This is a genomic window from Paludisphaera sp. (genome assembly GCF_037189885.1).
Lineage (GTDB): Bacteria > Planctomycetota > Planctomycetia > Isosphaerales > Isosphaeraceae > Paludisphaera.
This window is the reverse complement of the sequence record NZ_JBBCIR010000007.1, coordinates 15,694-36,301: the sequence shown is the minus strand read 5'-3', so window position 1 is coordinate 36,301 and position 20,608 is coordinate 15,694. Positions and strand designations below refer to the sequence as shown.

Annotated in this window: 12 protein-coding genes; 4 read left to right on the top strand and 8 right to left on the bottom strand. The window is 70.2% G+C overall.

The annotated features are described in order from the left end of the window. Positions 1-91 precede the first annotated feature (91 nt). Positions 92-2,377 carry a prolyl oligopeptidase family serine peptidase gene (locus WG209_RS02635; RefSeq protein WP_337173445.1) on the top strand — a complete coding sequence of 762 codons (2,286 nt, stop codon included), beginning with the start codon at positions 92-94 and terminating at the stop codon, positions 2,375-2,377. 1 nt (position 2,378) lies between these two features. Here the strand turns inward: WG209_RS02635 and WG209_RS02630 are convergent, their stop codons facing one another. The 4 genes from WG209_RS02630 to WG209_RS02615 form a co-directional block, all read right to left on the bottom strand. Further along, positions 2,379-3,047: a hypothetical protein gene (locus WG209_RS02630; protein ID WP_337173444.1), complete on the bottom strand. Its 669-nt coding sequence runs from the start codon at positions 3,045-3,047 to the stop codon at positions 2,379-2,381. Between the two features lie 15 nt (positions 3,048-3,062). Beyond that, positions 3,063-3,854, bottom strand: coding sequence for a hypothetical protein (locus WG209_RS02625; protein ID WP_337173443.1), 792 nt, complete (start codon positions 3,852-3,854; stop codon positions 3,063-3,065). Positions 3,855-3,942: 88 nt separating this feature from the next. Further along, positions 3,943-8,013 carry a HEAT repeat domain-containing protein gene (locus WG209_RS02620; RefSeq protein ID WP_337173442.1) on the bottom strand — a complete coding sequence of 1,357 codons (4,071 nt, stop codon included), beginning with the start codon at positions 8,011-8,013 and terminating at the stop codon, positions 3,943-3,945. A 76-nt stretch (positions 8,014-8,089) separates the two neighbouring features. Continuing rightward, positions 8,090-9,577 (bottom strand): amino acid permease, encoded by a 1,488-nt coding sequence (locus tag WG209_RS02615; RefSeq protein WP_337173441.1) that lies wholly within the window; start codon positions 9,575-9,577, stop codon positions 8,090-8,092. A gap of 241 nt (positions 9,578-9,818) precedes the next feature. Between WG209_RS02615 and WG209_RS02610 the strand changes: the two genes are divergently transcribed. Both WG209_RS02610 and WG209_RS02605 read left to right on the top strand, forming a co-directional pair. Continuing rightward, entirely contained in the window at positions 9,819-10,679 is an 861-nt protein-coding gene (locus tag WG209_RS02610; protein WP_337173440.1) for a neutral zinc metallopeptidase, read from the top strand. A gap of 223 nt (positions 10,680-10,902) precedes the next feature. Then, positions 10,903-12,114: a hypothetical protein gene (locus tag WG209_RS02605; protein ID WP_337173439.1), complete on the top strand. Its 1,212-nt coding sequence runs from the start codon at positions 10,903-10,905 to the stop codon at positions 12,112-12,114. Between the two features lie 12 nt (positions 12,115-12,126). Here the strand turns inward: WG209_RS02605 and WG209_RS02600 are convergent, their stop codons facing one another. Together WG209_RS02600 and WG209_RS02595 are read right to left on the bottom strand one after the other, a co-directional pair. After that, the gene (locus WG209_RS02600) at positions 12,127-13,098 is read right to left on the bottom strand and encodes a ThuA domain-containing protein (RefSeq protein ID WP_337173438.1); all 972 of its coding nucleotides are present in this window, start codon (positions 13,096-13,098) and stop codon (positions 12,127-12,129) included. An 87-nt stretch (positions 13,099-13,185) separates the two neighbouring features. Next, positions 13,186-14,157, bottom strand: a complete 972-nt coding sequence (locus WG209_RS02595) for a cation diffusion facilitator family transporter (RefSeq protein WP_337173437.1) — start codon at positions 14,155-14,157, stop codon at positions 13,186-13,188. A 638-nt stretch (positions 14,158-14,795) separates the two neighbouring features. On the opposite strand from WG209_RS02595, the gene WG209_RS02590 reads away from it, so the two are divergent. Next, on the top strand, positions 14,796-16,778 hold the full coding sequence (locus tag WG209_RS02590; RefSeq protein WP_337173436.1) for an alkyl sulfatase dimerization domain-containing protein: 1,983 nt from the start codon (positions 14,796-14,798) through the stop codon (positions 16,776-16,778). Positions 16,779-16,943: 165 nt separating this feature from the next. Here WG209_RS02590 and glgB read toward each other — a convergent pair whose 3' ends face one another. After that, positions 16,944-19,211, bottom strand: a complete 2,268-nt coding sequence (glgB, locus tag WG209_RS02585; protein WP_337173435.1) for a 1,4-alpha-glucan branching protein GlgB — start codon at positions 19,209-19,211, stop codon at positions 16,944-16,946. A gap of 117 nt (positions 19,212-19,328) precedes the next feature. Then, positions 19,329-20,441 (bottom strand): quinolinate synthase NadA, encoded by a 1,113-nt coding sequence (gene nadA, locus WG209_RS02580; RefSeq protein ID WP_337173434.1) that lies wholly within the window; start codon positions 20,439-20,441, stop codon positions 19,329-19,331. Positions 20,442-20,608 lie beyond the last annotated feature (167 nt).

Genomic DNA, 20,608 nt, shown 5'->3' with positions numbered 1-20,608 from the left:
CGGCTTCCTTCCTCCGGGAACGGGGCCGACGCCATAATGATCGCTCCGCCGGCGCGCGGGGCGCGCGGGGTCCGACCTGGGAGGATGCATCTTGTTCGTCCATATCGATTCCCGCGTCGCCGGGCTGTTCGTCGCGGCGTTGGCCCTGGGGGTTGTCCCGGTCGCTCGGGCGGACGACGGGGGGTCGAAGGCCGCTTACGCGCGGGCCGACGGCCTGCACGAGTCGACGCGCGACACGGTCTTCCGGTCGTCCGCGCGGCCCCAGTGGATCGCGGACGGGCCCCGATTCTGGTATCGCAACGACCTGGCCGAAGGGGGCCGCGAGTACATCCTGGTCGACCCCGCGAAGGGGGAGCGACGGCCGGCGTTCGACCACGCCGCGCTGGCCGACGCGCTGCGGACGGCGACAAGCAAGCCGATCGACGCGGCGAAGCTGACGCTCGAACGCCTCGACATCGCGGATGAAGGCGCGGCGAGCTTCGCCTTCGAAGGGAAGTTCTATCGGTTCGACCCCTCGGGCGAACTCAAGGAGATACCCACGCCGGCCGAGGAGTCCCCGACCGAATCCCGGACCGGGCGCGGGCGCGGGCGATGGCGTCCCGACGTCGGCCACGAGACCCGGCAATCCCCGCGCGGGGAGGATTCGCCGGACGGCAAGCTCGCGGTCGTCGTACGCGACCACAACCTGATCCTCCGCGAGAAGGACGGCGGCCGGGAGACGCGCGTCAGTTTCGAGGGCAGCGACGTGGACGCCTACGAGCCCGGCGTGTTCTGGTCGCCCGATTCGCGCCGATTCGTCGCGTTGCGGCGTCGGAGCGGGTCGGACCACAAGGTCCACATGGTCGCCTCCTCGCCGCGAGACCAGTTGCAGCCGAAGCTGATCACCCACGACTACCTCAAGCCCGGCGACCAGATCCCCGTCTCGAAGCCCCACCTGTTCGACGTCGAGACGCGCGAGGAGATCCCGATCGACCCGGACCTCGCCCCGAACCCCTGGAGCGTGGAACGCTTTGCCTGGGCCGCGGACTCCTCGGGGTTCTCGTTCCTGTACAACCAGCGCGGGCATCAGGTGATGCGGCTGATCGCCGTCGACGCGACGACCGGCGTGGCGACCGCGATAGTCGACGAGCAGCCCGAGACCTTCTTCTGCTATTCCTCCAAGCTGTTCGAACGCCGCATGGAGAAGACGAATGACCTGATCTGGATGTCCGAGCGCGACGGCTGGAACCACCTGTACCTGATCGACCTGACCGACGGCCGCGTGAAGAACCCGATAACCCGCGGCGAATGGGCCGTCCTGGGCGTCGACCGCGTCGACGAGGAGAAGCGTCAGGTCTGGTTCCGCGCCGGCGGCATCAGGCCCGGCCAGGATCCGTACCACGTCCACTTCGCTCGGGCCGACTTCGACGGGAACAATCTCGTCATCCTGACGGAAGGCGACGGCACGCACGAGGTCGAATTCTCGCCCGACCGGGAGTATTTCGTCGATACCTACTCGCGCGTCGACATGCCGCCGGTCGTCGAACTACGGCGATCGGCCGACGGCTCGCTCGTCCGCGAGTTGGAGCGCGCCGACGTCTCGCGGCTCGAGGCCACGGGCTGGAAGCCGCCCCGGCGGTTCGTCGCGAAGGGGCGCGACGGCAAGACCGACATCCACGGCATCATCTGCCTCCCTCGCGAGTTCAAGTCCGACGCCAGGTATCCGGTGATCGAGCAGATCTACGCGGGCCCGCACGGTTCCTTCGTCCCCAAGCGGTTCGCGGCGTTCCACAGCCATCAGGCGCTCGCGGAGCTGGGGTTCATCGTGGTTCAGGTCGACGGCATGGGGACGAACGGCCGTTCCAAGGCGTTCCATGACGTCTGCTGGAAGAACCTGGCCGACTCGGGCTTCCCCGACCGCATCCTCTGGATGAAGGCCGCCGCCGCGGAGGAGCCGGCGATGGACCTGTCGCGAGTGGGCGTGTACGGCGGATCGGCCGGCGGGCAGAGCGCGCTGGGGGCTCTCCTATTCCACGGCGATTTCTACAAGGTCGCCGCGGCCGACTGCGGCTGCCACGACAATCGCATGGACAAGATCTGGTGGAACGAGCAGTGGATGGGATGGCCCGTCGGCCCTTACTACGCCGAGCAGTCCAACGTCACCAACGCCCACAAGCTGGCCGGCAAGCTGCTTCTGACGGTCGGCGAGCTGGACCGGAACGTCGACCCGGCCTCGACCATGCAGGTGGTCGACGCGCTCATCAGGGCGGACAAGGACTTCGACCTCGTCGTCTTCCCCGGCGCGGACCACGGCGTCGGCGAGAGCCCCTACGGCGACCGACGCCGTCGGGACTTCTTCGTCCGGCACCTGCTGGGCGTGGAGCCGCGCGCCCGTTGAGTCACGATCCGGACAGGACGGACGCGACGATCTCCCACACCACGACATAGGCGTTCGTCCAGCTATCCTCGCGGAAGAAGCGGGTCGGCAGCCCCGGCGAGCCGACGAACGGCCGCAGCACCCATCCCATCTGGATGCCGACGAAGACGTAGACCCCGAGCCAGGCCCGCAGCATCGCCCGATGCGCCGGCCTGGCCGCGATCAGCCCGCGATACGACCGCCGCAACACCACCTGCGCCCCCAGGCTCGCGAGGGCGAACATCAGGCCGTTGAGGAGGATCGCGGGCCGATGTCCCAGGCCGCAGGCGTGGTAGCCGAACGCCGTCAGCGGGGCGAGCGAGGCCAGGATCACCGCCAGCCCGGCCTGCGCGGCGGCCAGCGCCCCGACCACGCGGCGGAAGTCGTCGCGGAGGCCGAACAGCGTGTTGACCACGAAGAACGGCGGCAGGCTGATGGCGAACGTCGCCCCGAGCATCAGCGGCAGCTTCAGCGCGGAGAACGCCGCCTGGAGCGGCCTCTCGCCGAAGGAACCCATCGTCGCGCCGTACAGGGCGCCGAACGCCGCCAGGATCGCCAGCCGCGATCGCCAGGCCGTCGCGCCCGGGGGAGACGGCTCGGGGAGGCCCCGGAGCAGGGCGTCCGCGCGGTGGAGCAGGTGGGGGGTCGTCATGCGTCGCGGCCCCGATCAGGAGAAGAGGGCGACGAGCGCGTGATACACGGCCTCGAAGAAGTTCGACTGCCGCGGCCGGAACCAGGCGAACGGCAGGTCCGGGTGGCCGATGAACGGCCGCAGCACCCAGCCCATCTGGGCCCCCACCAGGCCGAATAGCACCATCCAGAGCCGGAAGATCGTCCGCACCCGAGGCTCCGGCCGTCGGGCCGCCTGCGGGCGGGTCGCGGCGGTCGGCTCGCCCACGATCTCGGCGTCGGCGGCGTTCGCCGGCCACTGCTCGTCGCTCAGCCGCTGGAGCGCCTGGAGCAAGAACCCCATCGCCAGGAACCCGGCGGTCGCGAAGACCGCCACGTTCAGCAGCACCATGAAGGGGTAGCTCGTCGTGCAGGCCGAGAAGAACGCCACGATCGGCCCCATCGAGGCCAATACCGCCACGTTCACCCCCAGCGACGCCGAGAGCAGCCGGAACACCGAGCCGAAGGTCAGTCGCGAGCCCACCAGCGCGTTCAGGACGTACAGCGACGGCAGCGTCACCACCAGCGTCAGGTAGAACAGCAGCGGGACCTTCACCATCGACGCCAGTACTTGCATCGGCCCCGGCCCGTCCGGCGCCAGGACCGCGAACGTCCCCATGCATGCCCCGTAAGCCATGCACAGCAAGACCACGACCCAGGTCAGCCGCCCGGCCGCGATACGCGGCTCGCCCCCCAGGCTCGTCATCTCCCCGCGCAGGATTCGGTCCAGTTCCCGGAACCCCCGCGACCAGCCCCCGCCTTCCCCGAGTTCCGACTCCTCGTTCCCCATCGCGCGCCTCCCCTCGATGACTTTGCAACACAGAGTCGAGTCACTTTGGCAGGCAAAGCCTCGTCCGTCAACGGCCGACCGCCGCGTCTCACGGGATTATTGGCGCCAGCACCTCCGGATCGTCGTCGCGCGGGGCGACGGCGGGAGGCGGCTCGGCTTGCGCGGCGGAGGAGCGGAGCCAGGCGAGCACGGCGCGGTACTCGGGATCGTCGGCGGACTCCCAGCGCGGGCCGCCGACGTGGGTGGTCCCGGTGGGGCCGTCGGGGTCGTCCTCCCCCTGGCCGTGGGGGCTCAGCGGCTTGCGGAGCAGGAGGCTCGCCTCGGGCCGGGCGAGGTCGACGACGCGGGACGCGGACATGAGGTTGAGCGCCACGTCCTCGTCGGTCGGCCCCCCCGCGCGGCGTTCGGCGATGCGAAGCAGCGCGTGGCTGGCGTGGCAGTCGACGCAGGCGTGACCGTCGGCGCCGCGGCGGTAGAACAGCGGGTTGACGTCTCGGCGGAACGTCTCCGGGTCGAGGATCAGGGGCCGATCGGTCGCCACGTCGGGCGCGACTTCCGTCGGCTCCCTCCCCGCGGCGCGGAGCATGGCGTCGACGCGACGGCCGAGCGCGGGGTCATCCGCCAGCGCCTTCACGCGGCGGGCGAGGACGGGGTAGCGGACCAGGAGTCGATGATGCTTCACCAGGTCGAGGGCGTCGCCGCGGACGTCGGCGTCCGGGTCGACGAGGAGCCGGGCGAGGCCTTCCAGCGCGTCGGCGCGGTCCCAGAACGAGGCCCGTTGGGCGGTCGCGTTCAGGGCGAGGCGTCGGATCGCCGGCGCGGGGTCGGAGAGCGCCGGGACGATCGCGGCGGCCGCCTCGGCGGTCGACGGCGCCCGCTCGATCAGCTTCGCGACGGCCCTCTCGCGAATCGACTCGGATGCATCGGCGGACGCCTTCGTGAGAATCGCCCCGACGGCCTCGGACGGCGATAGACGCAGGAGGACGTCGAGCGCCTGGCCTTTCCGGGTTGCGTCGTGGCGGTCCCACCCCCGCTCGATCGCGGCGACGACCTCGGCGTCGGGGAGGTCGAGCCGGTCGAGGACCGGCAGAAGGTCGGGCGAGGCGTCGGTTCGACCCGCCAGCGAGGTGAGCGCGGCGGCGACCTCTGGCCGCGCCGTCAGCTTCGGGTTGCGACCGACGGCGGCGATCAGCGCGGGGCGGACCTCGGGCGAATCGACGAGCCGGGCGGCGATCGCCGCGACCAGTTCCGGGGAGTCTTCGGCCCCGCGGAAGCTCGTCTCCCGCGCGACGATCCGGAGGGCCTCCGCGCGGGTCTCGACGTCGGGATCGGCGACGGCCGCCAGGACAGCCCCCTGGACGGCCGGCGATCGCGTCCGCTCGAAGACCTGGAAGAAACCTGCCAGGCGGAGGGCGTCGCGCCGATCGGGGCCGGACGGGGTCGCGGAGAGCAGGGCGGCGAAGGTCGGCTCGACGTCCTCGATGGGCGGCTCATGCACGAAGCCGAACTCGCGGTCGTTGCCGACGTCGACCGCGCCGGCGGGGCGCCTGGCGTAGGTCCGGCCCGCGAAGAACGAGCCGTCGAACGCCCGGAGCACGCCGGACCGCTGGAGGGCGCCGCCGTCGCGGAGCGCAGCCAGGATCGGGCCGAGGATCGCCTCGCGTTCGAGGTCCGCGCGAGCCTCCATCGCCGGGGCGCGCATCGGCTCCGGCAGCGCGGCCAGTTGGCGTTGGAGGCTCACGCCGCCGCCCAGGTTCTCATCCATTAGGATGTAAAGGTTCTCGCTCAGGTTCCGCCGGAGTCGCGGATCTCGCTCGACGGCGAGGCGGGCGAGGAAGGCCTCGACGATCCGCCGTCGCGCGGTCGGGTCGTCGACGCGGTAGAACCAGCGCCGTAGGGAACGGGCGGCCTCGAAGCGAGCGAGCATGTCCGGATCGTCGGCGACCCGGACGAGCCGATCGACGACCGGTCGGCCTTCGAATCCGGGGACCTGACGATTCAGCAGAGCGGCGACCTCGCGACGGACGCGGGGGGAATCAGAGGCGAGGGCATCCAGGGTCGCGTCGACTCCGATACCGCGATTGCCGAGGGCCCGCAGGCCGGCCCCGGCGGCCCGGCGGACGATCTTCGACGGGTCGTCCAGCGCCTTGACGAGCGACGCGACGCTCCCCTCGCCCCCCAGACGCCCCAGGCACGAGGCGGCCGACGCGCGGGCGAGCGGCGAGGGGTGTTCCAGCAGGGCGACGACGGCCGCGAGGAAGGCGGGGGCGTCGGCATCCGGGGCGTCCCAGGCGGCTTCCAGGTCGTCGAGCGTGCTGGCGAGGGAACCAACCCGCGGCTCGCGCGCCGGCGGACCGCCCCAGCCACGACGCGGCGGCTCGTCACGGGGGTAGGCCCGCGCCAACGCGGCGACGGCCCATCGGGTTTCGCGCATGGGCGTGCGGAAATTTTCATGCGTGTCCGTCTGGAACCAGCCTCCGAAATCGTGTTGCGAGGCCAGCAGGAACCTCAGGGCTCGCGCGATCGCCGGGTGGTCGCGAGGGATGCCGACTTGCAGGAGGGCGTCGACGAGCTGTCCGGTGGCGTAAACGGCGCTCGGGCCGGGCTGGGCGTCGCTCTCGTGCCAGCCGCCGTCGTCGTTCTGGAGGGCCAGCAGCATGCCGGTCTCGCGGCGAATCTTGTTCGCGTTGGCCTCGCGGTCGACCTCGGCCCAGGCGATCAGGCGGTGGATGCGGTCCTGGAGCGTCTCGACCCGGCGGTCGGCCGCGCGGCCGCCGGCCAGCGCCGCGATGTTCGTCGCGGCTTGGGCGTAGTCGTCGCGGTCCTGACGATTGCCCAGCTCCGCGAGCACGCGCCGGCCCTTGCGGGCGACGCTGAACTTGCTCTCCGCCGGGATAACGTTCTGCTCGTCCTCGGGCAAATGCGTCCGCGATCCCCACGCGGCGCCGAGGAACGGGCCGAAGCGTCCGACCGTCTCGATCGGGACGTCGGCGACCTGGCGGTCGAAGTCGAGCAGGATGCCCCCCTGCGCCGAGAGGCCTTCTAGCGGCGTCGCGCTGAACCGCTGCCAGTTCAGCCCGGTGCCGCCGTAGAGCGGGGCGGGGCTGTCGGCGATGCGGTCGACCATGTTGGCCAGCGCGGCCCGGGCCTCGATCGCATAACCGGCGCGGAGGGCGTCGAGGGCGGCCTCGGCGGGGAAGGAGGTGGCGTGGCAGCCGGTGCAGCGGAGGCTGGTCTCGTGGAGATTCGCCGCGCGGACGAAGCGGTTCCCCTCGCGCGGAACCTGGCCGAGCCAGGCGTCCCCGGCGCTCAGCAGGTAGTGCAGGCCCGCGTCGACGGCCTTCGCGGGATCCTCGAACGGCGGGACGTCGGAGACGCGCGATCGGAGGATATAAGCCGGGTGGTTGGCGTTGACGCGGAGGAAATAGGTCCCCTTCGAGAGTGTCCTCATCAGGTTCTTGGAGTACCGTTCGCGTTCGCGATCGTGGACGATCTCCATCGGGTCCTTGCCGCTCAGATACGGCTCGGGCCTGTCGTCCTTCATCGTATACAGGGCCAGGTCGGCGGAGACGTCGCGGTCGACCAGGTTGAGCGTGAACGTCGCGAGGATGGGGCCTTCCGAATCGACCTCGAAGCGGAACCAGTCGAACCCGGCGCGACCTTCCTCGGCGTTCTCCAGCCAGTCGACGTCGTCGGCCGAGCCGTAAACCGCGCGGCTCAGGACGAGGCGGTTCGCGGATCGCCAATCGTCGTTGGGCTCGGCCTCCAGGGCATCGACGTCGTCGGGGTCGTTCATGCTCCAGGAGACGAACACGGGGAGGGGGGCCGATCCCGCCGGGGCCTCGCGCGCGAGGCGGACGATGGCCTCGCCGTCGCGGGCGGGACGATACGGGAGGTAGACGTCCGGGTCGCCGGCGTGAAGCTGTTTGCGAAGCGCTGTCCCGTCGGCCCCGGTCAACTCGACCGCCACGCGGTCCGATTCGCCAGGCGCGACGATCGAGACGACCAGTTCGCCGCGCCGGCCGGCCTTCAACTCGCCCAGCGAGCGCGACCAGGAATCGCCGGTCGCGAGGACGGCTTCGGCGCGGAACGGTTCGGCGACGACGACGCTGGCGGTCGCAAGGAACAAGGCGAGAACGGGGAGGGTAGCGCGAACCATGTCCCCTCTCCCGACGGCGGCCCTCGTCGCGTCCCACGTCATGTCGCCGGCCCTCCTATTTGCATTGTAGGAGGAATCACCCCTCGGCCGCGCCCTCTGACTGGCGGTTCAGGGCGGAGTGGCGACGGCTGTAGCCGAAGTAGACGAGCAGGCCGATGCCCAGCCAGATGAGGAGGCGGATCCAGTTCTCGCGGCCGAGCCAGAACATGAGCCCGCCGTTGATCAGCACTCCCATCGTGGAGACGAACGGAACGAACGGGGCGCGGAAAGCTCGCGGGAGGTCCGGGTCGGAGATTCGCAGGAGCCAGACCGATGCCGAGACGACCACGAAGGCGAACAGCGTCCCGATGCTCACAAGGTCGGCCAGGAATCCCAGGGGCGCCAACGCGCCGCCGATCGCGACGACCACGCCCACCAGGATCGTCGACTTCCAGGGCGTCTTGAATCGCGGGTGGATCGCGCCGAAGAACCGGAGCGGCAGGAGCCCGTCGCGGGCCATCGCGAGAAGGACGCGGGGCTGGCTCAGGTTGCCGACGAGCAGCGAGCTGGTCATCCCGGCGAGGATCCCCAGCGTCACCAGCGTCCCGGCGAACGTCAGCCCCTTCGACTGCAGAGCGGCGGCCAGCGGGGCGGTGACGTCCAGCTCGGTGTAGTGGGTCATCCCCGTCAGCGCCGCGGCCGTGCCGACGTACAGCAGAGTGACGACGATCAGGGCGCCGATGATCCCGATGGGCATGTCCCGGCGCGGGTCGCGGGCCTCCTCGGCGTGGGTGGAGATCGAGTCGAAGCCGATGTAGGCCACGAAGATCTTGGCCGAGCCCATCGCCACCCCCTGCCAGCCGTTCTCGGCGTGGAGGAACGGCTTCCAGTTCTCCGGGTCGATGTACGCGGCCCCCGCGCCGATGAGGGTGAGGATGACTCCGACGTTCAGCAGCACCATCGCCGCGTTGAACCCGGCGCTCTCGCGGATGCCGACGACGAGGATGACCGTCACCGCCAGAGTGACGAGGACCGCGGGGAGGTTGAACCAGGCCATCGCCTGCGAGCCGTCGGCCAGCGTCACCATGTTCCAGACGAACCCGTGGGAGGCGTAGTCCCACGGCGAGGCGCACAGCCTAGGGTCCAGTTGCACCCCGAACAGGTTCCTGAGCATCGAGTCGAAGTAGCCCGACCAGCCGTTGGCGACGAAGCAGGAGCCGACGGCGTACTCCAGGATCAGGTCCCAGCCGATGATCCACGCCACCAGCTCGCCCATCGTGGCGTAGGCGTAGGTGTACGCGCTGCCGGCCACGGGGACCATGCTGGCCATCTCCGCGTAGCAGAGCGCGGCGAAGCCGCATCCGATCGCCGCGATCATGAACGAGAGGACGATCGACGGCCCGGCGACGTCCCGCGCCACGATCCCCGTCTGGACGTACAACCCAGAGCCGACCGTGGCGCCCACTCCCAGCGCGATCAGCGACAACGGACCCAGCCGCCGGTTGAGGCGGTCGGCGTCGTCCATCTCTCCGAGCAGCTGGGACGCCGGCTTGCGGCGGAACAGTGGACTTGAGGGGGGTCGCATTCGTCGGGCCTGCCTTCCAGGTCACGTCGCGGGCGGTCGGTGGGAGAGACCAGGGTAAGGCGCATCGCCCCGGCGGTAAAGGCGGCGTCGCGCGCGACGCTCCCGTCGTCCGGGAAGTCCGTCGGCACGCTCCTTGCGTCTCGCTCCGTCGGCCCATACCCTCACTCCGAGAGCGCCGCGACCGCTACGGGGCGGGCGGGGGGCCGTCCGATTCGACGCGGAACATCGGGGGAGGATCGTCATGCGCTGGCAAAGCGGGCGGGAGAGCGGGAACGTCGAGGATCGCCGGGGGATGTCGCCGGCCATGGTGGGGGGCGGCCTCGGGACGCTGGTCGTGATCCTCCTGGGGCTGTTTTTCGGCATCGATCCCCGGCCATTGCTCCAGGTCATGAACCGCGGCGGCGGGCCCGCCGCCCAGCAGCAACGGCAGCGCGAGCTGACCCCGGAGGAGGAGCGGCAGGGCGAGTTCGCCCGCCGGCTCCTGGGCATGACCGAGGACGTGTGGCGGGACCAGTTCGCCGAGATGGGCAAGCGGTACCAGGAGCCCACGCTCGTGCTCTTCTCGGGGCAGGTCTCGACCGAGGGGTGCGGCTTCGCCAGCTCGGCCGTCGGGCCGTTCTACTGCCCGGCCGACCAGCGGGTGTACATCGACCTCACCTTCTATGACGAGCTGGAGCGGCGGTTCAAGGCCCCGGGCGAGTTCGCCAGGGCCTACGTCCTGGCGCACGAGGTGGGGCATCACGTCCAGAACCTCCTGGGGATCAGCGAGGAGGTCACGCGGGCCCAGCGGCAGGTGGGCCAGGCGGAGGCGAACGCGCTCTCCGTCCGGCTGGAGTTGCAGGCGGACTTCCTCGCCGGGGTCTGGGCCCACCACATCCAGGAGCGCGAGCAGGTGCTGGAGCCCGGCGACATCGAGTCCGGCCTCCGAGCCGCCACGGCGATCGGCGACGACGCGCTCCAGAAGCAGGCGCAAGGCTACACCGTACCCGACTCCTTCACCCATGGCACCAGCGAACAGCGGGCGCGCTGGTTCATTCGAGGGTTCAAGACCGGCGACATCGACCAGGGGGACACGTTCAAGGTGGACGCCGCCGACCTCTGAGCGGGACCGGCGCGACCCGCGCAACCCGCGCCTCGGGACCTGGCGCCGGGTCGACGGCGTCGAATCGGCGCGGTCGACCCGGCGCCGGGGCCGATACAGAGGGTGATTCGGGATCCGGCGGGCACGCGCCGGGTCTCGTCGCGGCGTCGGGCCCGGGCCGGGTGGCCCGGGGAGGAATCCCGTCGGGCGCCGCGTGGTACCCGCGATCACGGAGGATCGTCGCATGCCCGCCCCGTCGAACCGTCGCTCGTCGCGTCACTCGTTCCGGCCGACGGCCGACGCCCGGCTCGAAGAGCGGGTGGTCATGTCGAACGCCTCGCCGGTGACGCTCCATGAGTACCTGACGCTCTCGCGACGCCTGCTCAACAACCCCTCGCCCCGGCTGGCGCGAGTGGTGGGCTTCCCCGCCTTCACGAAGAACGCGCCGGGGGTCGCCGAGGAGCCCCGGACGATCTACGCCCCGGCGATCCAGACCATCCGCGGCGGCCAGGCGGTCAACGTCGTGACCACCGACGGCTCGCGGTTCCGGATCCAGCTCGGGTACGTCTCCAACACGCAGCAGGTCTCCGCGGTCGAGGGCGCCAACGGCGCCTACGCGGCCGGCTCGGGCAACGTGGCCTTCGGGCTCGCCCAGCCGACGGAGACGCCGCAGCCGCAGGGGACGGTGCGGGTCTACCCCCGGCCCGACGGCTCGGTCGGCATCATCGTGGACGGCTCGACGGCCAACACCGAGCTGACGATCAACCCGCTGCCGCGGTCGATCCGCAAGGGGTACGCCCACAGCTTCGCCTACGGGCAGGCCGAGCAGTCCCGCGTGCTGGACGTCAGCTCGATCACCGTCAACAACGGACGGATCGCCTCGATCCTGGGGTTCCATACCACGAACCTGACCGGGCCGGTGGTGGTCAACGGGACCGACTCGATCGACCGGATGGCGTTCCGCTCGATCGGGGCGGGGGGCTCGATCACGACGGGCGGCGACCTCAACACGCTGGACGTCCTGTCGGGGCTCGACCTCTCGAACGGCGGCTTCATCTCGATCGGCCGCGACCTGAACCTGCTGAACGTGGGGGGGACCCTCTCGATTCAGCAGGGCTCGGCGTTCAACGTCGCCCGCGACATCGGCCTCGTCTCCCAGCCGCCGAAGGGGACCGGGACCGGCTCCAACGTCCTGACGCTGAACGTCCCGCTCGTCGGCACCCAGTCGACGGAGCAGTTCCCGCCGGTCTCGGCGTACGTCCAGGGCGACCTGATCATCGCCGCCGGCGGCTCCTTCAACGTGGGCCGGAAGATCGACAGCGAGTTCCGGGTCAACGGCTTCGTCAGCGGCTTCAGCCGGTTCCAGTTCACCAACGGGCTGCCGCCCATCGTCGGCCCCGGCGGGGTCCTGATCCAGCCCGACGCGGTCGTCGCCGGCGGCGGCATCGCCCCCTGATCGGCCGGGGAGTCATCGACCCGCGCCGGCCGCCGGCAGGTAGGCCGGCGCGAGGTCCCTCTTGAAGCCCCCGACGCCGGAATTATTCGGCTCGTAGGGCACGGCGAAGTCCGCGTCCAGGCCGTCGGCGGGGATGTCGGCCTCCTTGCCGAGCGCCCAGAAGATGCCGTTGAGGGCGAGCTTCCGCATGGGCTCGGCCTTGAAGTCGAAGGGGTGGCCGAGCGTGGTGAAGAAGACCCGCGCCGGCTTCCCCTCCGCGCCCGTGAAGGTCTTGGTCCAGGCGACGGGGTTGGTCTCGGGGAAGCGGTCGAACTCCCGAGCGTGGCCCGACTTCAACGCCTTGCCGATCAGCAGCCGGTCGCAAGCCCCTTCCAGCGAGTCGCCGCCCCCCTCGACGTGATACAGCCACGAGAAGACCTCGAAGGGGGACTCCACGCCGCGGAGGATGGGATGGCCGGCCTGGTCCGGCGCGACGGAGACGCGGGTGAGCATCTCCTCGCCGTCGCCGAAGTGGCCGTGGTGGGTGATCCACTTCTGGCCGAAGACCTTGCGCGGCCAGTCGTCGTTCATCTCGGCCGCGTGGGGGGGGCCGTCGTAGCGGAAGGCGTGCGTGGCGGTGCGGAAGCCCACCAGCGGGCGGCCGGAGTCGGCGTACTTCTTGATCCGGGCGAGCTGGTCGTCGGGGAGCTTGCGGAAGCGCGTGTACATGACGACGAGGTCGGCGTCGTCGAGCGCCTCCAGGCCGGCGATGTTCGTCAGCGTGTTGGGGTCGACCTTCCCCTCGGCGTCGAGCGCGTAGCAGACCGAGACCCGGAAGCCGTGGACCTTGTCGAGGATGCTCGCCAGCATCGGCAGCGATTCCTCGCTCCGATACTCCTCGTCGCCGGTGATGAAGACGACATGAGGGGCCTTGTCGTCCCCGCGCGCGGCGAGGCCTGTGAGCAGGAGCGCGGCGAAGGTCCAGCGGGCGAGCGGGCGGATCATGGGGGCGTCCTCGGGCCGGTTGCGTCGCGGGGGAGGGCTTCGATAGCGGTTATAAGGGGGCCGGGCGGGCCTTGCAACGGGCGGGCGTCAGGGCTCGTGGTCGTGGGGGAAGGGTTCCAGGTGGACGAGGACGTCGCGAAGGCTGGGGAAACGCTCCAGCAGGCGATCCTTCACCCGATGGCCGATCCGGTGCCCCTCGTCCACGCTCAGGTCGCCGGGGACCTGGACGTGGATGTCCACCAGGTACTCCAGGCCGCTCTTGCGGACCCAGAGCTTGTCGACACGGCGGACCTCGGCCATCTCGGAGGCGACGCGCCGCACGGCGTCGACCAGCTCGGGCTCGGCCTGGGCGTCCAGCAGCTCCTGGGCGCACGAGACCAGCAGGCGGGTCGCCGAGGCCAGGATGATCCCGACCACGACCAGGGCGGCTCCGGTGTCCAGGAACGCGAAGCGGGGGCCGAGGATCCGGACCGTCGCCAGGCTGATCAGGACGGCCAGGGCGCTGAGGGCGTCGGAGCGGTGGTCCCAGGCGTTGGCGACGAGGGCGCTCGACCCCAGCCGCCGGCCCAGGCGGATCTTGTAATGGTACAGGCCCTCCTTGATCGCGACGTTGACGCCGGCGATGGCGAGGGTCCACCAGGGGGGGAGCAAGGTCGTCGGGGCGGGGGGGAGGGAGCGCAGGGTCTCCCAGCCGACCAGCAGGGCGGAGACGATGACCAGCACCGCGACGTTCGACCCGGCGACGGCCTCGGCGCGGGTGTGGCCGTAGGGGTGTTCCGCGTCGGCCGGCTTCTGGGCGACCCGGAAGGCGGTCAGGACGACGGCCGATGTCAGGACGTCCCCCAGCGAGTTGACCGCGTCCGACACCATCGCCCGCGACCCGCCGATCAGGCCCCCCGCGAGCTTGGCCGCGCCGAGCGCCAGGTTGATGACCAACCCCAGGGTGGTCGCGCGAGTCGCCTCGCGGTAGAGCCGACGCTTCTCGATCTCCGCGCACTCCGCCATCGTCGCGTCCACCGCCGCGGCGACGGCGCGCCCGCCCCCGGCGAACTCCATCATAACTCCCGCCGCCCGCCCGGCAACGCCCAGGGGTGGGTCCGTTCGTCGACGAGACGAACGAAGCCACCGACCGTAAGCCCTTTCCAGAAAAGGAATTATCGCGGTTTTTGTTGGCTTCGTTCGCGCAAAACGATGTGCTCTCGGCGGGCCGTCGTCGCCGCTTCGAGGTCGGCGCGACGCCCCCGGGCGACGGCCTCGCGCCGCTCGACGACCGCGCGCGAGGGCACGACGGGGGGGAGACCGCCCCGGTTCCTGTTGTCATGTCGAAGGGTCGCGCTCATCTCGTCCCCCCTCCTCGCCGCCCTCGGTGCGCAATGCCGCCACCATGTCCATGCACACGAAACGGGGGCGCGGCGAAATTTGGGAACGAAGTAGGCGCGATGGCAGCGGTTTATTTTCGGACGGCGTTCGCGAAGGCCGGCGGGCGGTCCTTTTTTCCCGCAAGTCTCCCCGCTACGATGGCGCGGGTGGCCGCCCGTCTCCGACGGCATCGCGTCTGGGGCACCCCCTCGGCGCGCGGCGCGAATCTTCGCAAGCCGGGCTTGGCCCCGGCCCGCGGGAAAAGCTGACTTCACGTCCCGTCGGCTCCCATCGGCGAATCGCCGTCGAATCCTCGACCTCTCGAAAGGGGTGTGCTCATGAAACGAGGTGCCCGCCCGGCCTGCCCATCCGTGTTCGGCCTCCTGCTCGCGGTGGCGGCGACCTGCGCCGCCGCGCAGGCCCAGGCTCCCCGCAAGGACGCGTCCGACGCCACGAAGGCGGCGAACGCCGAGGTGCTTGAGCGACTCCCCTTCGCCGACGAGTCCGACTTCGTCGACGCGAAGCGGGGGCTGATCGCGCCCCTGCCGACCGAGATCATCAAGGGGAGGGCCGGGAATCCGATCTGGGATCCGGCCAAGTACGGCTTCATCCAGGAAGGCGAGCGGGCGCCCGACAGCGTCAACCCGAGCCTCTGGCGGCAATCCCAGCTCATCAACATCGGCGGGCTTTTCAAGGTCGCGGACGGGATCTACCAGGTGCGCAACCTGGACCTCTCCAACATGACCATCATCGAGGGGGCCGAGGGGGTCGTCGTCGTCGACCCCCTGATCTCGGAGGAGACGGCCCGGGTCGGCCTGGGGCTGTACTTCCAGCATCGCCCCAAGAGGCCGGTGAAGGGGGTGGTCTATACACACAGCCACGTCGACCACTACGGCGGCGTCCGCGGCGTGATCGACGAGGCGGACGTGAAGGCCGGCGAGGTGAAGATCTACGCGCCCGAGGGCTTCCTCGAGGCGGCCGTCGCGGAGAACGTCTTCGCCGGCAACGCGATGAGCCGGCGGGCGAGCTATATGTACGGCAACCTGCTGCCGCCCGACGCCAAGGGGCAGGTCGGCGCCGGCCTGGGCTCGACGACCTCCGCCGGCACGGTGACGCTCATCCCGCCGACCGACATCATCAAGGAGACGGGCGAGAAGCGGACCATCGACGGCCTGACCTACGAGTTCCTGCTGGCCCCGGGCTCGGAGGCCCCGGCCGAAATGCTCTGGTTCATCGAGGAGAAGAAGGCGATCTCCGCCGCCGAGGACTGCACCCACACGCTACACAACACCTACTCGCTCCGGGGAGCGAAGATCCGCGAGCCGCTACCCTGGTCGAAGTACCTCAACCGGGCGCTGGCGATGTGGGGCGACAAGGCCGAGGTCATGTTCGCCCAGCATCACTGGCCGTCGTTCGGCAACGCCGAGGTGAAGAAGCTGCTCCGGTCCCAGCGCGACCTGTACCGCTACATCAACGACGAGACGCTCCGCCTCGCCAACCACGGATACACGCGGGACGAGATCGCCGAACGGTTCCGGATGCCCGACGGGCTCGCCCACGTCTGGGCCAACCGCGGCTACTACGGCTCGGTGAGCCACGACGTGAAGGCGACTTACGTCCTCTACCTGGGCTGGTTCGACGGGAACCCCGCGACCCTGCACGAGTTGACGCCGGTCGACTCCAGCAAGAAGTACGTCGAGTTCATGGGGGGGGCCGACGCCGTGCTGGCGAAGGCGAGGGAGTCGTTCGCCAGGGGCGAATACCGCTGGGTGGCCCAGGTCGTCAACCACGTCGTCTTCGCCGAGCCGGAGAACCAGGCCGCGAAGGATCTCCAGGCGGACGCGCTGGAACAGCTCGGCTACCAGGCCGAGTCGGGACCGTGGCGGAATTTCTACCTGTCCGGCGCCAAGGAGCTGCGCGAGGGGGTGAAGAGGCCGCCCACGCCCAACGCCGCCAGCCCCGACACCGTGCGCGCGATGACGCTGGAGCTTTTCCTCGACTACCTCTCCGTTCGCCTGAACCGCGAGAAGTCGGGCGACGCGAAGGGGGTGTTCAACCTCGACCTCGGCGACGCGGGCAAGTACGTGCTCGAGATGGATCACGGCGTGCTGAACCACACGGCGGACCGCCAGGCCCCCGACGCCGACGCGACCTTGACCCTCTCGCGGGACGCGCTCGACAAGATCGCCCTCGGCGAGGCGAAGCTGGCCGACGCGGTCCGTTCCGGCGACGTGAGGATCGACGGCGATCGCGCGAAGCTGGAGGGGCTGATCGCGTCGCTTGACGCCTTCGAGTTCTGGTTCGATATCGTGACGCCGTGAACCCCGATCCAACGCGGGCTCGCGCCCCGACGCCGACCCGGACGCCGAGTATCCGCGCCAGGTCGGCATCGGGGTCAAAAATCAGGCGATGCCGAGCGGACGCTCCGTCCCCTCCGCCGCCGGGGGAGGGGACGCGGGTTTCACGCTCACCGGGCCGATCCGCGTTCAGGCCGGGGTCGGTTCCTCCTCGCCGGGCTTGGGGGCCTTGAGGAAGAGGACGCCCAGGGGGGGGACCTTGAGCGAGATGTGGAACGGGCGGCCGGCGTGAGGCTCGCGGACGGCCCAGGCGCCCCCCTGGTTGCCGACGTTGGAGCCGCCGTAGGTCTCGGCGTCGGTGTTCATCAGCTCGCGGTAGAAGCCCCCGGAGGGGACGCCGACGCGGTAGTCATAACGGACGACCGGGGTGAAGTTGCAGACGACCACGACGGCCTCGCTGGGGTCCTTGCCCCGGCGGAGGAAGGCGATGACGCTGTTCTCCCAGTCGTGGAGTTCGAGCCATTCGTACCCCTGCCAGTCGAAGTCGATCTCGTGCAGCGCGGGCTCGCGGCGGTAGAGGGCGTTCAGGTCGGTGACCAGCCGGTAGACCCCCTGGTGGTCCTTCCACTGGAGCAGGTGCCAGTCGACGCTGTCGTCGTGGTCCCACTCGCGCCACTGGGCGACTTCGGCGCCCATGAAGAGGAGCTTCTTGCCGGGGTGGCCGTACATGTAGCCGTAGAGGAGGCGGAGGTTGGCGAACTTCTGCCACAGGTCGCCGGGCATCTTGTCGAGCAGCGACTTCTTGCCGTGGACGACCTCGTCGTGCGACAGCGGCAGGACGAAGTTCTCGGTGAAGGCGTAGATCATGCTGAAGGTGAGCGCCCCGTGCTCGTACTTGCGGTGGACGGGGTCCTTCGCCATGTAGCGCAGGGTGTCGTTCATCCACCCCATGTTCCACTTGAGGCTGAAGCCCAGGCCGCCGAGGTAGGTGGGGCGGGAGACGCCCGACCAGCTCGTGGACTCCTCGGCGATGGTGAGGATGCCGGGGTGCTCTCGGTGGCAGATCTCGTTGAGGTTCTTCAGGAAGTCGATCGCTTCCAGGTTCTCGTTGCCGCCGAAGATGTTGGGGACCCACTCGCCGGGGTTGCGCGAGTAGTCCAGGTAGAGCATGGACGCGACGGCGTCGACGCGGAGGCCGTCGATGTGGTAGCGGGCGAGCCAGAACAGGGCGTTGCCAAGGAGGAAGTTGCGGACCTCCGGGCGGCCGTAGTTGAAGATCTTCGTCCCCCAGTCCTTGTGCTCGCCGAGGCGGGGGTCGGCGTGCTCGTACAGGTGGGTGCCGTCGAAGTATCCCAGGCCGTGGACGTCGTTGGGGAAGTGGGCGGGGACCCAGTCCAGGATGACGCCGTAGCCGTGCTGGTGGAGGTGGTCGACGAACTGGGCGAAGTCGTCCGGCGTGCCGTGCCGCGCCGTGGGGGCGAAGTAGCCGACGGGCTGGTAGCCCCAACTGCCGTCGAAGGGGTGCTCGGTGATCGGCAGCAGCTCGACGTGGGTGAAGTGGGTCTGGTCGAGGTACTCGACGAGCTGCTCGGCCAGCTCGCGGTAGGAGAGGAAGCCGTTCTCCTCCTCGACCTTGCGCTTCCACGAGCCGAGGTGCAGCTCGTAGAAGGCCATGGGCTTGTCCAGCGCCTGTCGGGCGGCGCGGGTGGCCATCCATTCCTGGTCGTTCCAGGCGAAGCGGTCGATGTCCCAGACGACCGAGGCGGTGCGGGGGCGCATCTCGGAGGCGAAGCCGTAGGGATCGGCCTTCTGGACGGTGTAGCCGTGGTTGCGGCTCTTGATCTCGTACTTGTAGACCTCGCCGGGTCGGAGGTCGGGGATGAACAGCTCCCAGATGCCGGTGGGGCCGCGGCTGCGCATGGGGTGGCGGCGGCCGTCCCAGTGGTTGAAGTCGCCGACCACGCTGACGCGCCCGGCGTTGGGGGCCCAGACGGCGAAGAGGACGCCGCGGATCCCCTGGTGGACGATCGGGTGGGCGCCGAGCTTCTCGTAGTTGTGGAGGTGCGTCCCCTCGCCCAGCAGGTGGAGGTCGAAGTCGGTCAGGATCGCGTCGAAGGCGTAGGGGTCGACCGACTGCCAGGAGTGCCCCTCGTGGTTCTCGATCAGCAGGCGGTAGGGGAAGGGGCCGTCGCGGTCGGGGAAGAACGCCTCGTAGAAGCCGTCGGCGTGGATCTTCTCCATGGGCAGGGCCTTGCCCGGCTCCCCCTTGGTCAGATCCAGGACGCCGGCCTTGCGGGCCTCCGGCAGGAAGGCGCGGAGGACCCAGCCCTTGCCCCCGTCGGCGCCGGGGGCCGGGTGGAGGCCGAGGACGGTGAACGGGTTCCAGTGGTTCGCCTGGATGATGAGGTCCAGGTCGGCCTGGGGGACCGTCGAGAAGCGCCGTGTCATCAGGGCCATGTTTCGCGACTCGCTCTCTACCTTGATCCGCGCCGATCGGGGGTGCCGTGGTCGCGGGGCGTGTTCCTCATCCCGGCGTCGACCCGGTCGCGACGCCCGTCCGGCGGTCGACCCTGATCAACCCAGCTCCAGCATCCGCCGGAGCGATTCGCGCGCCGAAGCCTTGACGTCGTCCGGGACCTGGACGCGGTTGACGGGCGTCCCGCGCGCCAGGTTCTCCAGGCACCAGGCCAGGTGCGGCAGATCGATACGGTACATCGTGGAGCACATGCAGACCATGGGGGAGAGGAAGTGGACCTTCTTGTCGGGGTGCTCCTTGGCCAGCCGGTTGACCAGGTGCAGCTCCGTGCCGACGGCCCACTCGGAACCGGCGGGGGCCTCGGCGATCGTCTTGAGGATGAACTCCGTGGAGCCGACGAGGTCGGAGGCCTCGACGACCGGCATCGAGCATTCGGGATGGACGAGGATCTGGATGCCGGGGTGGCGCTCGCGGAACTGGGCCACGTGGGCCGGCTTGAACATCTGGTGAACGGAGCAGTGCCCGCGCCAGAGGATGACGCGGCTGTCCTCGATCGCGCGGGTCGAGTTCCCCCCCATGTCGCGGCGGGGGTCCCACACGATCATCTCCTCCAGCGGGATGCCCATGGATCGGGCGGTGTTGCGGCCCAGGTGCTGGTCGGGGAAGAACAGGGCGCGGCGGCGGCGGGCGAAGGCCCAGTCCAGGACCTTGCGGGCGTTGGAGCTGGTGCAGACGATGCCGCCGTGCCGGCCGCAGAAGGCCTTCAGCTCGGCGGTGGAATTGATGTAGGTGACGGGGGTGACGTCCGAGACGTCGATGACCTCGGCGAGGTCGGACCAGGCGGCCTCGACGGAGTCCAGGTCGGCCATGTCGGCCATGCTGCACCCGGCGGTCATGTCCGGCAGGTGGACCGTGACGTCCTCGCGCGAGAGGATGTCGGCGGTCTCGGCCATGAAGTGGACGCCGCAGAAGACGATGGCGCGGCAGTCGCGGTCGGCGGCGGCGAGCTGGCTGAGCTTGAGGCTGTCGCCGCGGAGGTCGGCGAACCGGATCACCTCGTCCTGCTGGTAGTGATGCCCCAGGATCAGCAGCGACCGCCCCATCTCGCGCTTGACGGCCTCGATGCGCGCCTCGAGCTGGGCGTCGGGGGCGTGGCGGTAGTCGTCGAACGGCAGCGGCTCGGCGGCGAGGGGGGTCGTGGTGGCGTTCATGGGGCGGCGGTTGGTCCTTCGGGCTGGCGGCGTTCCCGCCGGGTTGGAAACTTGGGGCGCGGCATTGACCGCCCCCCGCATTATATCCGACCATCAGGATAACAAAGCGTCGCCGCGCCGGCGATGCCGGGCCGGACGGCCGGCGGACGTCCCCGCCGGCCCGAGCC

Bases quoted from the DNA above. Each gene is read 5' to 3' on its own strand.
- WG209_RS02630 (WP_337173444.1), bottom strand. From the start codon at position 3,047: ATGACGACCCCCCACCTGCTCCACCGCGCGGACGCCCTGCTCCGGGGC.
- WG209_RS02625 (WP_337173443.1), bottom strand. From the start codon at position 3,854: ATGGGGAACGAGGAGTCGGAACTCGGGGAAGGCGGGGGCTGGTCGCGG.
- WG209_RS02620 (WP_337173442.1), bottom strand. From the start codon at position 8,013: ATGGTTCGCGCTACCCTCCCCGTTCTCGCCTTGTTCCTTGCGACCGCC.
- WG209_RS02615 (WP_337173441.1), bottom strand. From the start codon at position 9,577: ATGCGACCCCCCTCAAGTCCACTGTTCCGCCGCAAGCCGGCGTCCCAG.
- WG209_RS02610 (WP_337173440.1), top strand. From the start codon at position 9,819: ATGCGCTGGCAAAGCGGGCGGGAGAGCGGGAACGTCGAGGATCGCCGG.
- WG209_RS02605 (WP_337173439.1), top strand. From the start codon at position 10,903: ATGCCCGCCCCGTCGAACCGTCGCTCGTCGCGTCACTCGTTCCGGCCG.
- WG209_RS02600 (WP_337173438.1), bottom strand. From the start codon at position 13,098: ATGATCCGCCCGCTCGCCCGCTGGACCTTCGCCGCGCTCCTGCTCACA.
- WG209_RS02595 (WP_337173437.1), bottom strand. From the start codon at position 14,157: ATGATGGAGTTCGCCGGGGGCGGGCGCGCCGTCGCCGCGGCGGTGGAC.
- WG209_RS02590 (WP_337173436.1), top strand. From the start codon at position 14,796: ATGAAACGAGGTGCCCGCCCGGCCTGCCCATCCGTGTTCGGCCTCCTG.
- glgB (WP_337173435.1), bottom strand. From the start codon at position 19,211: ATGGCCCTGATGACACGGCGCTTCTCGACGGTCCCCCAGGCCGACCTG.
- nadA (WP_337173434.1), bottom strand. From the start codon at position 20,441: ATGAACGCCACCACGACCCCCCTCGCCGCCGAGCCGCTGCCGTTCGAC.